12 protein-coding genes are annotated in these 11,792 nt (G+C 68.1%); 6 read left to right on the top strand and 6 right to left on the bottom strand.

Annotated elements, in window-relative coordinates:
• Positions 1-55: 55 nt before the first annotated feature.
• Both G4Z16_RS03045 and G4Z16_RS03040 read right to left on the bottom strand, forming a co-directional pair.
• The gene (locus G4Z16_RS03045) at positions 56-874 is read right to left on the bottom strand and encodes an SDR family NAD(P)-dependent oxidoreductase (RefSeq protein ID WP_246530652.1); all 819 of its coding nucleotides are present in this window, start codon (positions 872-874) and stop codon (positions 56-58) included.
• A gap of 186 nt (positions 875-1,060) precedes the next feature.
• On the bottom strand, positions 1,061-1,969 hold the full coding sequence (locus tag G4Z16_RS03040) for an AraC family transcriptional regulator (protein ID WP_197349048.1): 909 nt from the start codon (positions 1,967-1,969) through the stop codon (positions 1,061-1,063).
• Positions 1,970-2,157: 188 nt separating this feature from the next.
• Between G4Z16_RS03040 and G4Z16_RS03035 the strand changes: the two genes are divergently transcribed.
• The 3 genes from G4Z16_RS03035 (at position 2,158) to G4Z16_RS03025 (ending at position 4,302) form a co-directional block, all read left to right on the top strand.
• Positions 2,158-2,475, top strand: coding sequence for a putative quinol monooxygenase (locus G4Z16_RS03035; protein ID WP_197349047.1), 318 nt, complete (start codon positions 2,158-2,160; stop codon positions 2,473-2,475).
• A 102-nt stretch (positions 2,476-2,577) separates the two neighbouring features.
• Entirely contained in the window at positions 2,578-3,549 is a 972-nt protein-coding gene (locus G4Z16_RS03030) for an alpha/beta hydrolase (RefSeq protein WP_197349046.1), read from the top strand.
• 108 nt (positions 3,550-3,657) lie between these two features.
• Entirely contained in the window at positions 3,658-4,302 is a 645-nt protein-coding gene (locus G4Z16_RS03025) for a nitroreductase family protein (protein ID WP_197349045.1), read from the top strand.
• A 241-nt stretch (positions 4,303-4,543) separates the two neighbouring features.
• On the opposite strand, the gene G4Z16_RS03020 is transcribed toward G4Z16_RS03025, so the two are convergent.
• Together G4Z16_RS03020 and G4Z16_RS03015 are read right to left on the bottom strand one after the other, a co-directional pair.
• On the bottom strand, positions 4,544-5,068 hold the full coding sequence (locus tag G4Z16_RS03020; RefSeq protein WP_197349044.1) for a hypothetical protein: 525 nt from the start codon (positions 5,066-5,068) through the stop codon (positions 4,544-4,546).
• Positions 5,069-5,191: 123 nt separating this feature from the next.
• The gene (locus G4Z16_RS03015; protein ID WP_197349043.1) at positions 5,192-6,346 is read right to left on the bottom strand and encodes an AAA family ATPase; all 1,155 of its coding nucleotides are present in this window, start codon (positions 6,344-6,346) and stop codon (positions 5,192-5,194) included.
• A 704-nt stretch (positions 6,347-7,050) separates the two neighbouring features.
• On the opposite strand from G4Z16_RS03015, the gene G4Z16_RS03010 reads away from it, so the two are divergent.
• Positions 7,051-8,136, top strand: a complete 1,086-nt coding sequence (locus tag G4Z16_RS03010; RefSeq protein WP_197349042.1) for a trypsin-like serine peptidase — start codon at positions 7,051-7,053, stop codon at positions 8,134-8,136.
• Between the two features lie 318 nt (positions 8,137-8,454).
• Here the strand turns inward: G4Z16_RS03010 and G4Z16_RS03005 are convergent, their stop codons facing one another.
• Positions 8,455-8,877, bottom strand: coding sequence for an arsenate reductase ArsC (locus G4Z16_RS03005; protein WP_197349041.1), 423 nt, complete (start codon positions 8,875-8,877; stop codon positions 8,455-8,457).
• Positions 8,878-9,023: 146 nt separating this feature from the next.
• Here G4Z16_RS03005 and G4Z16_RS03000 point away from each other — a divergent pair, with 146 nt between their 5' ends.
• Both G4Z16_RS03000 and arsB read left to right on the top strand, forming a co-directional pair.
• A complete protein-coding gene (locus tag G4Z16_RS03000; protein WP_197349040.1) occupies positions 9,024-9,338 on the top strand; it encodes an ArsR/SmtB family transcription factor in 315 nt (104 codons plus the stop codon).
• Entirely contained in the window at positions 9,335-10,450 is a 1,116-nt protein-coding gene (arsB, locus tag G4Z16_RS02995; protein ID WP_281393653.1) for an ACR3 family arsenite efflux transporter, read from the top strand. The genes G4Z16_RS03000 and arsB overlap by 4 nt, the downstream gene beginning before the upstream one ends.
• Positions 10,451-10,624: 174 nt before the next feature.
• Here arsB and G4Z16_RS02990 read toward each other — a convergent pair whose 3' ends face one another.
• On the bottom strand, positions 10,625-11,680 hold the full coding sequence (locus G4Z16_RS02990) for a hypothetical protein (protein WP_197349039.1): 1,056 nt from the start codon (positions 11,678-11,680) through the stop codon (positions 10,625-10,627).
• Positions 11,681-11,792: the final 112 nt, after the last annotated feature.

Raw genomic sequence — 11,792 nt, 5'->3', positions numbered from 1 at the left:
GGGCAGTCACGGTGCGGAGCAGCAGGTGCGGCCCGGTGTCGTCGCGCCCGGTGCCTCAGAGGTTGTAGCCGCCCGAGACCTCGATGTTCTGCGCGGTCACCCAGCCGCTCTCGTCGGAGAGCAGGGTGGCGATCACCTTGCCGACGTCGTCGGGTTCGCCGACGCGGCCGAGCGCGGTCTTCTCCGCGAGGGCCGGGATCACTTCGGGGAACCGCTCGAACGCGTCGTCCGCGATGCGGGTACGGGTCGAGCCGGGAGCGACGCCGTTGACGCGGATGCCCCGCGTGCTGAACTCCTTGGCCATGTAGCGCGTCAGCACGATGAGGCCGCCCTTCATCGTTCCGTAGGCCGAGTATCCGGGCTCCAGACCGGACACGAGCGCGGAATTGCTGGTCGTGTTCACGATCGCTCCGCCGTCGGCCATCAGCGGCAGCAGCTTCTGCGTCAGGAAGTAGGGCCCCTTGAGCAGGACCCGCATGAACTTGTCGAAGAGTTCCTCGGTGGTGTCCTCGAACATGGCCATCTGCCCGAAGCCGGCGTTGTTGACGAGGTATTCGAAGTTCTCGCGCTGCCAGGTGTCGCGCAGCGCGGCGAACACGGCGTCGTGGAAGGCGGGAAAGCTGTTCGTGTCGCCGACGTCGAGCGGCAGTGCCACCGCCGTGCCGCCCTCCTTCTCGATCGCCGCCACCGTGTCCAGGCCCCCTTGCCGGTTGGCGCTGTAGGTGAGGATCACTCCGTTTCCCCGCGCGGCGATCTGCATCGCCGCGCTCCGTCCGATGCCCGAGCTTCCGCCGGTGACGATGGCGACCTTCATGACGTCCTCCTGCACATCAGTGGAGTACTCGATCTCCACACGGGAATCTCTGTTTCCCATCGAAGCACTCTGAAATGCGGAATCAGAAGAATGATCGTCCTTCGTACTTGCACGATCCTGCACCCGCGAACAGCAGGGCGGCCAACGGCGGAAGGCGCGCGGAGCGCTGATCACACCGGGCACGCAAGGGCCCTGGCCGGACGAAATCGGCTGGTTTTCCGGGGCGCGGGCACCGAACGTGCTGTGTCAGGGCAGTCCGGCAGCCGCTGTCCCGGCGGGAAGGTGCAGGCGTTCGGCGTCCTGGCTGGGCGGTGCGCCGAACCGGCGGCGGTACTCCCTGCTGAACTGCGAAGCGCTGTCGTAGCCGACGCGATGGCCGACGCCCGTGACGTCGTGAGGATGAGTGGCCAGCAGCAGCCGGGCTTCCTGCAGGCGGATCTGCTTCTGGAACTGGATGGGGCTCATCGCCGTCACCGCCTGGAAGTTGCGGTAGAAAGCGGAGACGCTCATGCCCGACAGCCGCGCCACGTCCTCGACCCGGAACGCCTCCGCGTAGTGCTCGCGGATCCACTTCACCGCCCGCGCAATGTGGCTGAGACTACTGTCGGCCAGACCGAGCTGGCGCACGATGCCGCCCTGTTCGCCGCTGATCAGCCGCCACAGGATCTCCCGCTTGATGAGGGGAGCGAGCACCGCCCGGTCCCGGCGCGGCTCGTCGAGAAGGCGCAGCATCCGGATCACCGCATCCAGCAAGGGGGCCGGTGCGTCGCTGACGGCGATGCCGGGCAGCGCGCCGCCACCGGCGCGCGGGATGCCCCCGGCCTCGGCCTGCAGCAGCACTTCGGCGACGGCGGAGGGTTCCAGCGTCAGGCCGAAGCCCAGGGCCGGGCGTTCCGGGCTCGCCTCGGTGTAGTGGCCGGTGATGGGCAGGTCGACCGACGCGACGAGGTACTGGCCGGCGCCGTACTCATACACCCTCTCGCCCAGCGCGATGCTCTTGGTGCCCTGGGCGATGACGGCCAGGATCGTGCCGGTCATGGACGGCGACGGCGGGTTCGGCCGTTCGACCTTCGAGACGAAGACGCCGTCGACGTCAGTTGTCCAGTCGGGCCGCGCGTGCCGCTCCAGCAGCGCACGGAACTCGTCGAGGTGCATACCCCGATTGCACCACACCGGCCAGGCGCCCCCTCCCGCATGGGGGAGGATCGTGCAAGGACCTGAGATGATCGCTCTAGTGTTTCCACAGGTCACGGAGGTTTCATGGAGTTGCCGGATTCCTGCAGGACCTCGCAGTGCTCCAGGGTCGGCATCTTCAGTGCAATCCGTCCGACAGGAGATACGCCGTGACCGCCGACTACGGATTCAACGCCACCCTGACTGCCAGGCCCGGCATGGGCGACCAACTGGTCGACGTGCTGCTGTCCGGTCTGGACGAGGGCAGCCCCGCCGCGAGCGAGTACTGCCTCGTCTATCTCGTCTGCCGTTCGGCGTCGAATCCCGACGCCGTACACCTCACGGAGGGGTGGACCAGCGAGGAGGACCATCACCGGATCTTCGCCGGCGAGGCCGCACAGACCCTCGCGTCGCGGATCGACGGGCTGCTGGCCGGGGAAGCCGAGTACACGGACCACGTGCCGGTCGGGGGCAAGGCCACCTTCTGACGCCGCCACCGGACGCCACCGGACGCCACCGTCCCGCCGCCGTTGCTGCCGTCCGGCAACGCCCTTCCCGACCACCCGACGCCCCCCCCGAAAGGACCTGCCGTGACGCAGGCACGCCCCGACATCGATCCCGAACTCAGCGCGCAGCTCGCCGGAATGCCCTTCACCTCCCGGCTCGACCCCCAGATCCTGGAAGAGCTGCGCAGCCAGCCGGCGACACCGGTCGAGGAGCTGCTCCAGGGCCGCGAGGTCGACCGGCGCGAGGTCACCGTTCCCGCGCCGGACGGGGCGCAGATCCCCCTGTCGGTCTTCAGCCCAGCGGGAACCGATCGCTCCTCGATGCTGCCGTGCGTCTACTGGCTGCACGGCGGCGGGATGGTCATGGGCGACCGTTCCTGGCAGATCGACATCCCGCTGGAGTGGCTCGACCTGTTCGGCGCCGTCGTGGTCTCCGCCGACTACCGGCTGGCGCCGGAAGCCACCGGATCGGTGCCCCTCGACGACTGCTACCGCGGTCTGCTCTGGGTCGCCGAGCACGCCGACGAGCTGGGCATCGACCCTGCCCGCCTCGTCGTCGCGGGTGCCAGCGCGGGCGGCGGTCTCGCTGCCGGAGTCGCACTCACCGCACGCGACCGCGGCACCCCCGCCATCGCGGCCCAGGTGCTCATCGGCCCGATGCTCGACCACCGCAACAACACCGTCTCCAGCCGCCAGTACTCGGGCACACCCGCCGTCTGGACCCGGGAGAAGAACGAGTTCGCGTGGCGGTCGCTCCTCGGCGGCGACGTCCGGGACGAGGACGTGCCGCGCTACGTCTCGCCAGCGCTGGCCGACGACCTCTCCGGCCTGCCGACGACCTACATCGACGCCGGTTCGGCCGAGGTCTACCGCGACGAGGACGTCGAGTACGCCACCAGGATCTGGGCCGCCGGGGGACAGGCCGAACTGCACGTGTGGGCCGGAGGGTTCCACGGCTTCGACGCGCTGTTCCCGCAGATGAAGGTCTCCGCCGCGGCCCGCCGCACGCGCAACGACTGGCTCGACCGGGTCCTGAACCCCCCAGCCGACGCATAGGCGCTGCTCATGGTCGGCGGCGCAGAGGGCACTGGACCCCCCAACGGCAGTGCGGTTAACGTGCGTTAGCCGATACCTCGCCACATGTCCCGCACCCGAGGAGCCACCGTGCCCGAACTGTCCGCCAACGAGCTGCTGACCACAACCCGGAGCGTGCGCAAGCGGCTCGACCTGACGAGACCGGTGGACCCGGCCCTGGTGCACGAGTGCATCGAGACGGCCCTGCAGGCGCCCAGCGGCTCCAACGCTCAGCGCTGGCACTGGCTGGTCCTCACCGACCCGGAGGTCCGCAGGGAGATCGGCGCCCTGTACCAGAAGTCCTGCCGTGCCTATCTCGACTCACCGAACGCGGCGGGCCGCCTGTACGCCGACGACCCGGAACGCTCGCGGGTGCAGTCCCGCGTGAACGACAGCGTCGCGTACCTCGCCGACCGCATGGGCGATGTCCCCGTCCTCGTGATCCCCTGCCTCCAACTCCCCTCCGAGGAACTGCCCGAGGGCAACCAGGCGGGCCTCTGGGGGTCGGTCCTCCCGGCGGCCTGGAGCTACATGCTCGCCGCCCGCTCCCGCGGCCTCGGCACGGCGTGGACCACGCTGCACCTTCGCTACGAGGACGAGGTCGCCCGCGTCCTGAACCTCCCCGCGAACGTCCGCCAGGCCGCGCTCATCCCCACCGCCCACTACACCGGTGACACCTTCAAGCCCGCCCCTCGCGCGCCGCTGTCCGAGGTGCTGCACGAGAACGGCTGGTAGGAGTCCGCGCGCGAGAGGGCCCCGCCCGGTCTCCGAGTGTGAGGCGATGACACTCGGCCCGGGCGAGGCCCTCTCGTCGTTACGCCAACGGGTGCGGATGGAAGCGGCAGCACCCGGTCCTCCCGTCGGTCGGAGCGAAGCGTGTCAGGGGTGCAGGCCGGCAGCCCGCTGTGCCCGGCACGGGAAGTCAGCCGGCGGGCTGTTCATGCCCCGTCCTGCGACACACCAGGGCGAGGGCAGATCAGTCGGTCGGCGGGCAGACCTGAACGGCACCCGTGAGGTCGGCGAAGTGGGCGCTGATGTATCCGTAGACGAACGGGGGCTCGGCCCGCACCTGGTACCAGGTCCTGTTGCCGTCGACGGGGTCGCCGTCCGGCACGAAGCAGGCGATCGGGACCTGGGTGCCGCGACTGAGCCTTGCAACCTCCCGTGACGCCGTCGTCGGACGTTCACGCTCCGAGAGGAAGGTGACGACGCGGTTGTTCACCGTGGCGTACGGCTTCCCTGGCGCCTCGGCCTCCTCGCCTTCGCCCGGCCCGGTCTCGGTCTTCTCGATGTCTCCCCGGGCGACGATGTTGTCGTCTCCCAGCACGATCTGGTTGTGGCTCCCCTTCACGATGATGTCGTGGCCCGCCTTGTGATGGCCGGCCTTGCGCCCGTCGCCGCCGCCGAAGCCGTCGTTGGTCTGGGCGACCGACGTGCTCCCACCAGCCAAGGTCAGTGCCGCCAGCACCGCGACGCCGATGCCGATCGTCTTCGTCTTCATATATCGCTTCCCTCCGCTGAGTCGGTTACAGGGAGTGAACGGTATATGCCAATAAGCGAACAATATGCCTATTGGTCCGTCCGTGAGCGCGCCCTGACGGGGTGCGCCGCAGTAGGCGGAGCCTCAGCGCTTGGGCCAGTGCCAGGCGGGCTGGTCCAGGAGCCCTTCGCGTCCGGCCACCTCGGTCTGCCCGTACTCGTCCTTGACCAGCTCTATCGAGTTGAGCTCGAGCCGGTGACGCTCCGAGCCGCGCTCCAGATGCGTGGCCAGCTCCGAGGCGTGGGTGACCACCACGATCTGCGTGTCCTGAGCGGCTGAGACGATCAACTCCGCGAGCGGCTGCAGCAGTTCGGGGTGGAGGCTGGCCTCCGGTTCGTTGAGGACCAGGAGCGCCGGAGGCCGCGGCGTGAGCAGCGCGGCCGTCCACAGCAGGTAGCGCAAGGTGCCGTCCGAGAGTTCGGCGGCGGTGAGGGGGCGCAGCATCCCCGGCTGGTGCAGCTCCAGCTCGAACCGTCCGCCCTGGCTCGCGATGGTCAGCCGGCTGCCCGGGAAGGCCGCGTCCACGGCTTCCTCCAGCCTCTTGCGGTCGCCGGTCTCGTGGATCGTCCGCAGGGCGGCGGGCAGATCCGCGCCGTCGTGACCGAGCACGGGCGTGCGCGTGCCGATCTGCGCGGAACGTGCGGGCGCCCGCGCGTCGGTGCGCACGTGGTCGTAGAAGCGCCAGGACCTGATGTGCTCACGCAGCCGCAGCAGGTCGGGGGCGAGCTGCGGATCGGCGAACTCGCTCAACATGCTGTCGTACGGGCGCAGTTCGCCCGCCGAGCGATGCCAGTCGCCGTCCGCGGTTCGCGTCCGCACGGCGGGGCCCTTGCGCTCCGAGAGCACCGCGGCCGGACGCAACACGGGCCCCGCCCAGGTGCATTCGACCTTGATCTCCGGATCGAGGTCGAAGAGCGAATCGGCGGGAATCGGGTGCCCGAAGTCGACGGCGTAGCCGAACTCGTCGCCGGCGAAGCCGAGTCGCAGTCCCACAGGTCCGCTCCTGCCCGCGCCCTGCGCCGGATTCTCCGAGCCCGCCCACAGCGTGGATCGCAGTCCGCCCTCGCGTGCCAGCGCCGCGACCGCCCCACCCCGTGCGGCGTCGGCAAGCAGCCGCAGGGCCCGGTACAGGCTGGACTTTCCGGTGCCGTTCGCGCCCGTGACCACGTTCAGCCGGTCCAGCGGCACGATCAGGCGGCTCAGCGAGCGGTAGTTCTCGACGGCGAGAGTGGTGATCATGTGGGGGCGCTCTCCGTGCGTTTCGGTTCCTCAGCGCCTTCAGTGTGTCCGGAGGGTCTGACACATCCGCCGCGCGGCAGTCAGCGGGAGGTCGCTGTGATTGGTCGAGGTAGTTGTCACTTTGTCGCCGTAGCTGTCACCGCGCGGCTGGATCACCGGGCAGTCGCCTGTCTTCTGGGGCGCTACGGATCGCCGCTGGTCCTGCGAACAGCGTCGGGCAACGGCCATACCGGGCCCCGAGGTCAGCGGCCCTCTCGCAGAACCGCGAAGGAGGCGACGGGACGCTCGCAGACTGATTGCCGGGGTGCCTCCATCCGACACGCGGACCGCCCTCGCACACTGGCCCCATTTTGTCTGGTTATAAAAACAGTGAATCGAGACTGCTGACAAAGTGGATGGGACCGCGAATGAGACGAGTCAGACGACGCTGGCGGCCGGCGGTACTCGCGGTTACCACGGCGTCCCTGGGGGCCGGGCTGGGCCTGCCCGGGCAGCCGGAGCCCGCGAGGGCGGCGGATGTTCCTCCTGACAGGATCATCACTCCGGGCGGTGATGAGAGCGGATACGCGAGGATGCCCCTGCCCTACAACAGGGATCCCAGATCCAGGGTCACAGGTGCTCTGGTGGAGGACGACGACTTCGCAGACGGAGAAGGCGCGTCCTGTAGCGCCTCGGTGATCCGGTCCCGAACACAGGACCTGCTGGTGACAGCCACCCACTGTGCCGAGGACTTCGGTGACAGCCGTTCCAAGGACCCGCAGAAGAGAGCGATCGCGGAAGCGATCGAGAAAGGAAAGAACTACACGGGCCCGACAGGCTGGAGCTTCATCCCCGCCTACAACAAGTGGGCCGACTCCCCCACCCCGTACGGCCGGTGGAAGGTGACCGGAATCTACGCTCTGGGCCCTTCGGGAGACGCAAATCGCATCAAGGACACCTCAAGGGACATCACCATCCTCAGGGTGGCGCCGTCTCCGACCGGGGAAGCGGGCAAGGGCAAGGACAAGAACATCGAGGCCCGCACCGGATACTTCACCCCATTGCTCAACCGCGCCGGGCGGTACCGGTTCACCAACCTCGGCTACCCGGCCGACGAGCCGTACGGCGGGCACGAGATGTTCCGCTGCGACGGTAGGGCCCGCCCTGCAGAGGACGACGACGGCAAGGACGACGGCGCCCGCGTACTGAAGACGGACAACTGCGCCACCGCCGGCGGGAACAGCGGCGGGCCCTGGGTCGAGCACTACCGGGAGTACAGCCTCATCGGTGTGCTGTCCGCCGGCGACGACGCCTCCGAACCCGATCCCGACAGCGAGGCTCCACCACTGGCGCCCGAGACCTTCGGACGTCTTCTTGCCAGGGCCGACCCGAGGGGAACGTCCACAGGGCAATACGACAACTTGGGCTTCGTACAGAAGAAGCACAACGAGCCAGGCAAGCCGCAGCAGGTGAAGCGCGGCAGGTCCATGACGCAGACGGCCACAGTTCGCATGCGCGGGAAACTGGCCCACGCCGACGTTCCCATCACCTTCAAGCTGTCAAAGGGTCAGACGTTCCTGTCAGCGGAGGGCGCCTCTTGCCGGGCCGGCGGACGTACAGTGCACTGCCTTCTGCGAGACATCCACCCCGGCTCCAGTCAGCACCGGCCGATCAGCATCCGCACCAAGGTCGCGAAGAGGGCCCCCGACCGGCTGACCACCACCGCCAAGCTCACCAGCTCTCAGCTCGACCAGAACAAGAAGGACAACACCATCACCCTCGAAGTTGTCACGAAGAAGCAACCGAAGTAGCCGTGCAGTCAGCCAACCGCGCATCAACTGGCTGACGGCGAGACGGTGCTCGATCACAAGCAAGGTTGATGACAAGTAGCCCGACCAAGCGGTGACAACTATCGCGAACAGATCTCCCGGAACCACCTGCTCGCAGCCGCAACCTGGTGACACCTACCGCGGCCAGTCACAGTCGCTGTGATCGCCGGCCGCGGCGGGTGCGGAGGCTCAGCTGCGACAGGTGTGAGAACGCGGACCGAAACCCGGTGGAGGCGAAAGACAAGAAGTTGGCGGGGCGGCGCTTTGGCTGCAGGAGCGGGGTCCCCTCCTTCGGTCGACTCAGCCCGAGCTGTCCTCCCGACGGATGTCGGCGATGAGTGACTCGATGCGGGTCTTGATCTGGTCCCTGATGGGCCGGACGGCTTCGACGCCCTTGCCGGCCGGGTCGTCGAGTTCCCAGTCCAGGTACTTCTTGCCGGGGAAGACCGGGCAGGCGTCGCCGCAGCCCATGGTGATGACGTAGTCGGAAGCCTGTACCGCGTCAGTGGTGAGGACCTTGGGTGTGCTGTCGGAGATGTCGATGCCCACCTCCTTCATGGCGTCGACGGCGGCGGGGTTGACCTGCTCTGCGGGCAGGGATCCGGCCGACCGGACCTCGACCTGCTCACCTGCGAGGTGGGAGAGGAATCCGGCTGCCATCTGGGAGCGTCCTGCGTTGTGCACGCAGACGAACAGCACGGATGCGATGGGGGTGTTGGACATCGGGCCCTTTCCTCGGTGGTTCAGGCGGTCGGCGGCCGGCGGCAGGGAGCAGGGAGCAGCACCCGAAGGGGCCCGGCTCCCTTCGTGAGAAACCATGAATCAGCGAACGGTGGTGTCAGCGCTGACTGATGTGAGAATATCAGCGCATGCTGACGTCAGTCGACACTGACCTGATCCGGGCTTTCGCAGACCCCCTCAGGCTCCAGATCGTGGCCCTCCTGGCCCACGAGACCCTCTGCACGACCCATCTGGTGGAGGAGACCTGTGCGCGTCAAACGAACCTCTCCAACCATCTGAAGGTACTGAGGGACGCCGGTGTCGTGGACACCGAGCCGTGCGGCCGCTTCACCTACTACAAGCTGCGGCCCGAGGTCATTGAGGCCGTGGCCGGTTCCTTCTCGGGCCTTGCTGCCACAGCCCGTGCCACCGCTGCCGCCGACAAGAAGAGGGCCTGTCCGTGACCCGCACCGAACCGTTCACCTCTACGACCCCGGAGCCCGTGCCCCGGGTCGTGGCCGGCCTGTCCACGCTGGACCGCTTCCTGGCGGTGTGGATCCTGATCGCGATGGCCCTCGGGCTCGGGCTCGGACGCGTCATTCCCGGCCTGAACAGCGTGCTGAGCAAGGTGGAGATCGGCGGTATCTCGCTGCCGATCGCGGTGGGCCTGCTGGTGATGATGTATCCGGTGCTGGCCAAGGTCCGCTACGACAAGCTGGACGCAGTCACCGGTGACCGGAAGCTCATGCTGTCCTCGCTGGTCATCAACTGGGTCCTGGGACCGGCCGTGATGTTCGCGCTGGCCTGGATCTTCCTGCCGGATCTGCCCGAATACCGCACCGGCCTGATCATCGTCGGCCTGGCCCGCTGCATCGCCATGGTCATCATCTGGAACGACCTGGCCTGCGGCGACCGTGAGGCGGCCGCCGTCCTCGTGGCCCTCAACTCCGTCTTCCAGGTCGTCGCGTTCGGCCTGCTCGGCTGGCTCTACCTCGATCTGCTGCCCGGCTGGCTGGGCCTCGCAGGCGCAGAGCAGCTCGACATCTCCATGTGGAAGATCGCCTGGAACGTCGTCATCTTCCTCGGCGTCCCGCTCCTGGCCGGATTCCTCACCCGCCGCATCGGCGAGAAGAAGATGGGCCGCGAGTCCTACGAGAACCGCTTCCTGCCGAAGGCCGGGCCGTTCGCCCTGTACGGCCTGCTGTTCACCATCGTGATCCTCTTCGCCCTGCAGGGGAAGACGATCACCTCCCAGCCCCTGGATGTCGCACGTATCGCCCTGCCGCTGCTCGCGTACTTCGCCCTGATGTGGTTCGGCTCCTTCGTCCTCGGCAAGAGCCTCGGCATCCCCTACGACCGGACGGCCACGCTGGCGTTCACCGCAGCGGGCAACAACTTCGAACTCGCCATCGCCGTAGCCATCGCCACCTTCGGCGTCACGTCGGGCCAGGCTCTGTCCGGCGTCGTCGGACCGCTGATCGAGGTTCCGGTCCTGGTCGCCCTGGTGTACGTATCGCTGGCCTGGCGCAGGCGGTTTCCGGTCCAGGCGCTGATTCCACGGACTCGGACGAACTGAGCTGGGCCCTCCGCACGTTGAGGCCCCGGCCGCGCAGGCCCGTCGTTCACCAATGCAAGGACGGGACCCAGCGAGTGGGTCCCGTCCTTCGGCGGCGTTCGCCGGTGCGCGACGAGCCGTCAGGCTCTCTTCACGCGGGGTCAGGGGTTCGTGGCCGTGTTCCGTTCCGGCGACCTACTTGCGGGACTTGCTGTCCTTGGCGGGCGGGGGCAGTTGCTTGGTCGGCGGGGTGACGGTGCTGGTGGGGTTGGTGCATCCGGGGACGCTGCCCGCGGGGCTGCAGTTGTCCGGCCTGTTGCGGACGACTCGGCTGTCGGTGAGGGTGACGTCACCTGGGCTCGCCTCATTGAGGATGCCGCCGCCGGCGGTGATGGCCGTGTTCCGCGTGACCAGGCTCCGTACCAGCGTGAGGGCACTTCCGAGGCTGCCGACGGAGTCGTTCGAGATTCCCGCGCCCGACACGGCAATGTTGTCCCTGACTGTGGACGACGTCAGGCGCAGGGCGGACGTGTTGTGGAGGCCGCCACCCACAGGGGCGGTGTTGCGTCTGACCGAGACGGATTCCAGAGACGCGTTACCCACGGCGTTGGTGAACCCCCCGCCGTTGCCCGTCGCACGGTTGTTGAGCAGGGACCCGCCTTTCATGATCACCGTGCCGCCTCCGTTGTTGTTGATTCCGCCGCCGAAGGTGGCTGTGTTGCGCTCGACAGTGCTGCGGTCGAGGTTGAGCCGTCCGGAGAGATTGAAGATCCCGCCACCCTGCGACGCCTGATTGCCCTTGATGATCGTGCGGTTGAGGTTCAGCGTGCCGTTGGCATTGAAGATGCCGCCGCCACGGCCGGCGTTGGCGCCGCCGCTGACGGTGAGTGAGTTCAGGTTGAGGGTGCCGCCGGAGACGACGTGGAAGACACGGAAGTCCTGCGTGGCGTTCGGTGCGCGGCGGATGGTGGTGTCGCGGCCGGTGATCGTCACGTTCCCGGTGATCTCCGGGAGCCCGTCGTCCGGGTTGTCGGGTGCGGTGAGGTTGTAGGTGCAGTGGGACGCGAGGACGATGCGCCCGGCGTTGGCGCTGCTGTTCGCGTTGTTGATGGCGGTCTTCAGGGCGGTGATGTCGTTGCACGGCACGCGGATCGCCGCTGCTGCGCCGGCCGGGACGGCCGGCAGGACAGCGAGGGACAGTCCCACACCGATCGCGGCCGCCACGGCACCGGACCGCAAGATGGTCTTCATCGCTACGACTCCCTCGACGCTGGAAGTGAAACGGCACGTCACCGGCAGCCAGCGGCGATGCTGGTGGAGCCGGGGTGCTGAGATGACGTCTCATCCGTAGCCGCAGGTGACG

The organism is Streptomyces bathyalis, assembly GCF_015910445.1.
Taxonomy (GTDB): Bacteria; Actinomycetota; Actinomycetes; order Streptomycetales; family Streptomycetaceae; genus Streptomyces; species Streptomyces bathyalis.
Note: the sequence above shows the minus strand (reverse complement) of the source record. Positions and strands in the feature narration are given on the sequence as shown.

Coding starts and splice junctions, on each gene's coding strand:
- G4Z16_RS03005 (WP_197349041.1), bottom strand. CDS start 8,877: ATGTCCAACACCCCCATCGCATCCGTGCTGTTCGTCTGCGTGCACAAC.
- G4Z16_RS03020 (WP_197349044.1), bottom strand. CDS start 5,068: ATGAAGACGAAGACGATCGGCATCGGCGTCGCGGTGCTGGCGGCACTG.
- G4Z16_RS03015 (WP_197349043.1), bottom strand. CDS start 6,346: ATGATCACCACTCTCGCCGTCGAGAACTACCGCTCGCTGAGCCGCCTG.
- G4Z16_RS03000 (WP_197349040.1), top strand. CDS start 9,024: ATGCTGACGTCAGTCGACACTGACCTGATCCGGGCTTTCGCAGACCCC.
- G4Z16_RS03045 (WP_246530652.1), bottom strand. CDS start 874: ATGGGAAACAGAGATTCCCGTGTGGAGATCGAGTACTCCACTGATGTG.
- G4Z16_RS02990 (WP_197349039.1), bottom strand. CDS start 11,680: ATGAAGACCATCTTGCGGTCCGGTGCCGTGGCGGCCGCGATCGGTGTG.
- G4Z16_RS03040 (WP_197349048.1), bottom strand. CDS start 1,969: ATGCACCTCGACGAGTTCCGTGCGCTGCTGGAGCGGCACGCGCGGCCC.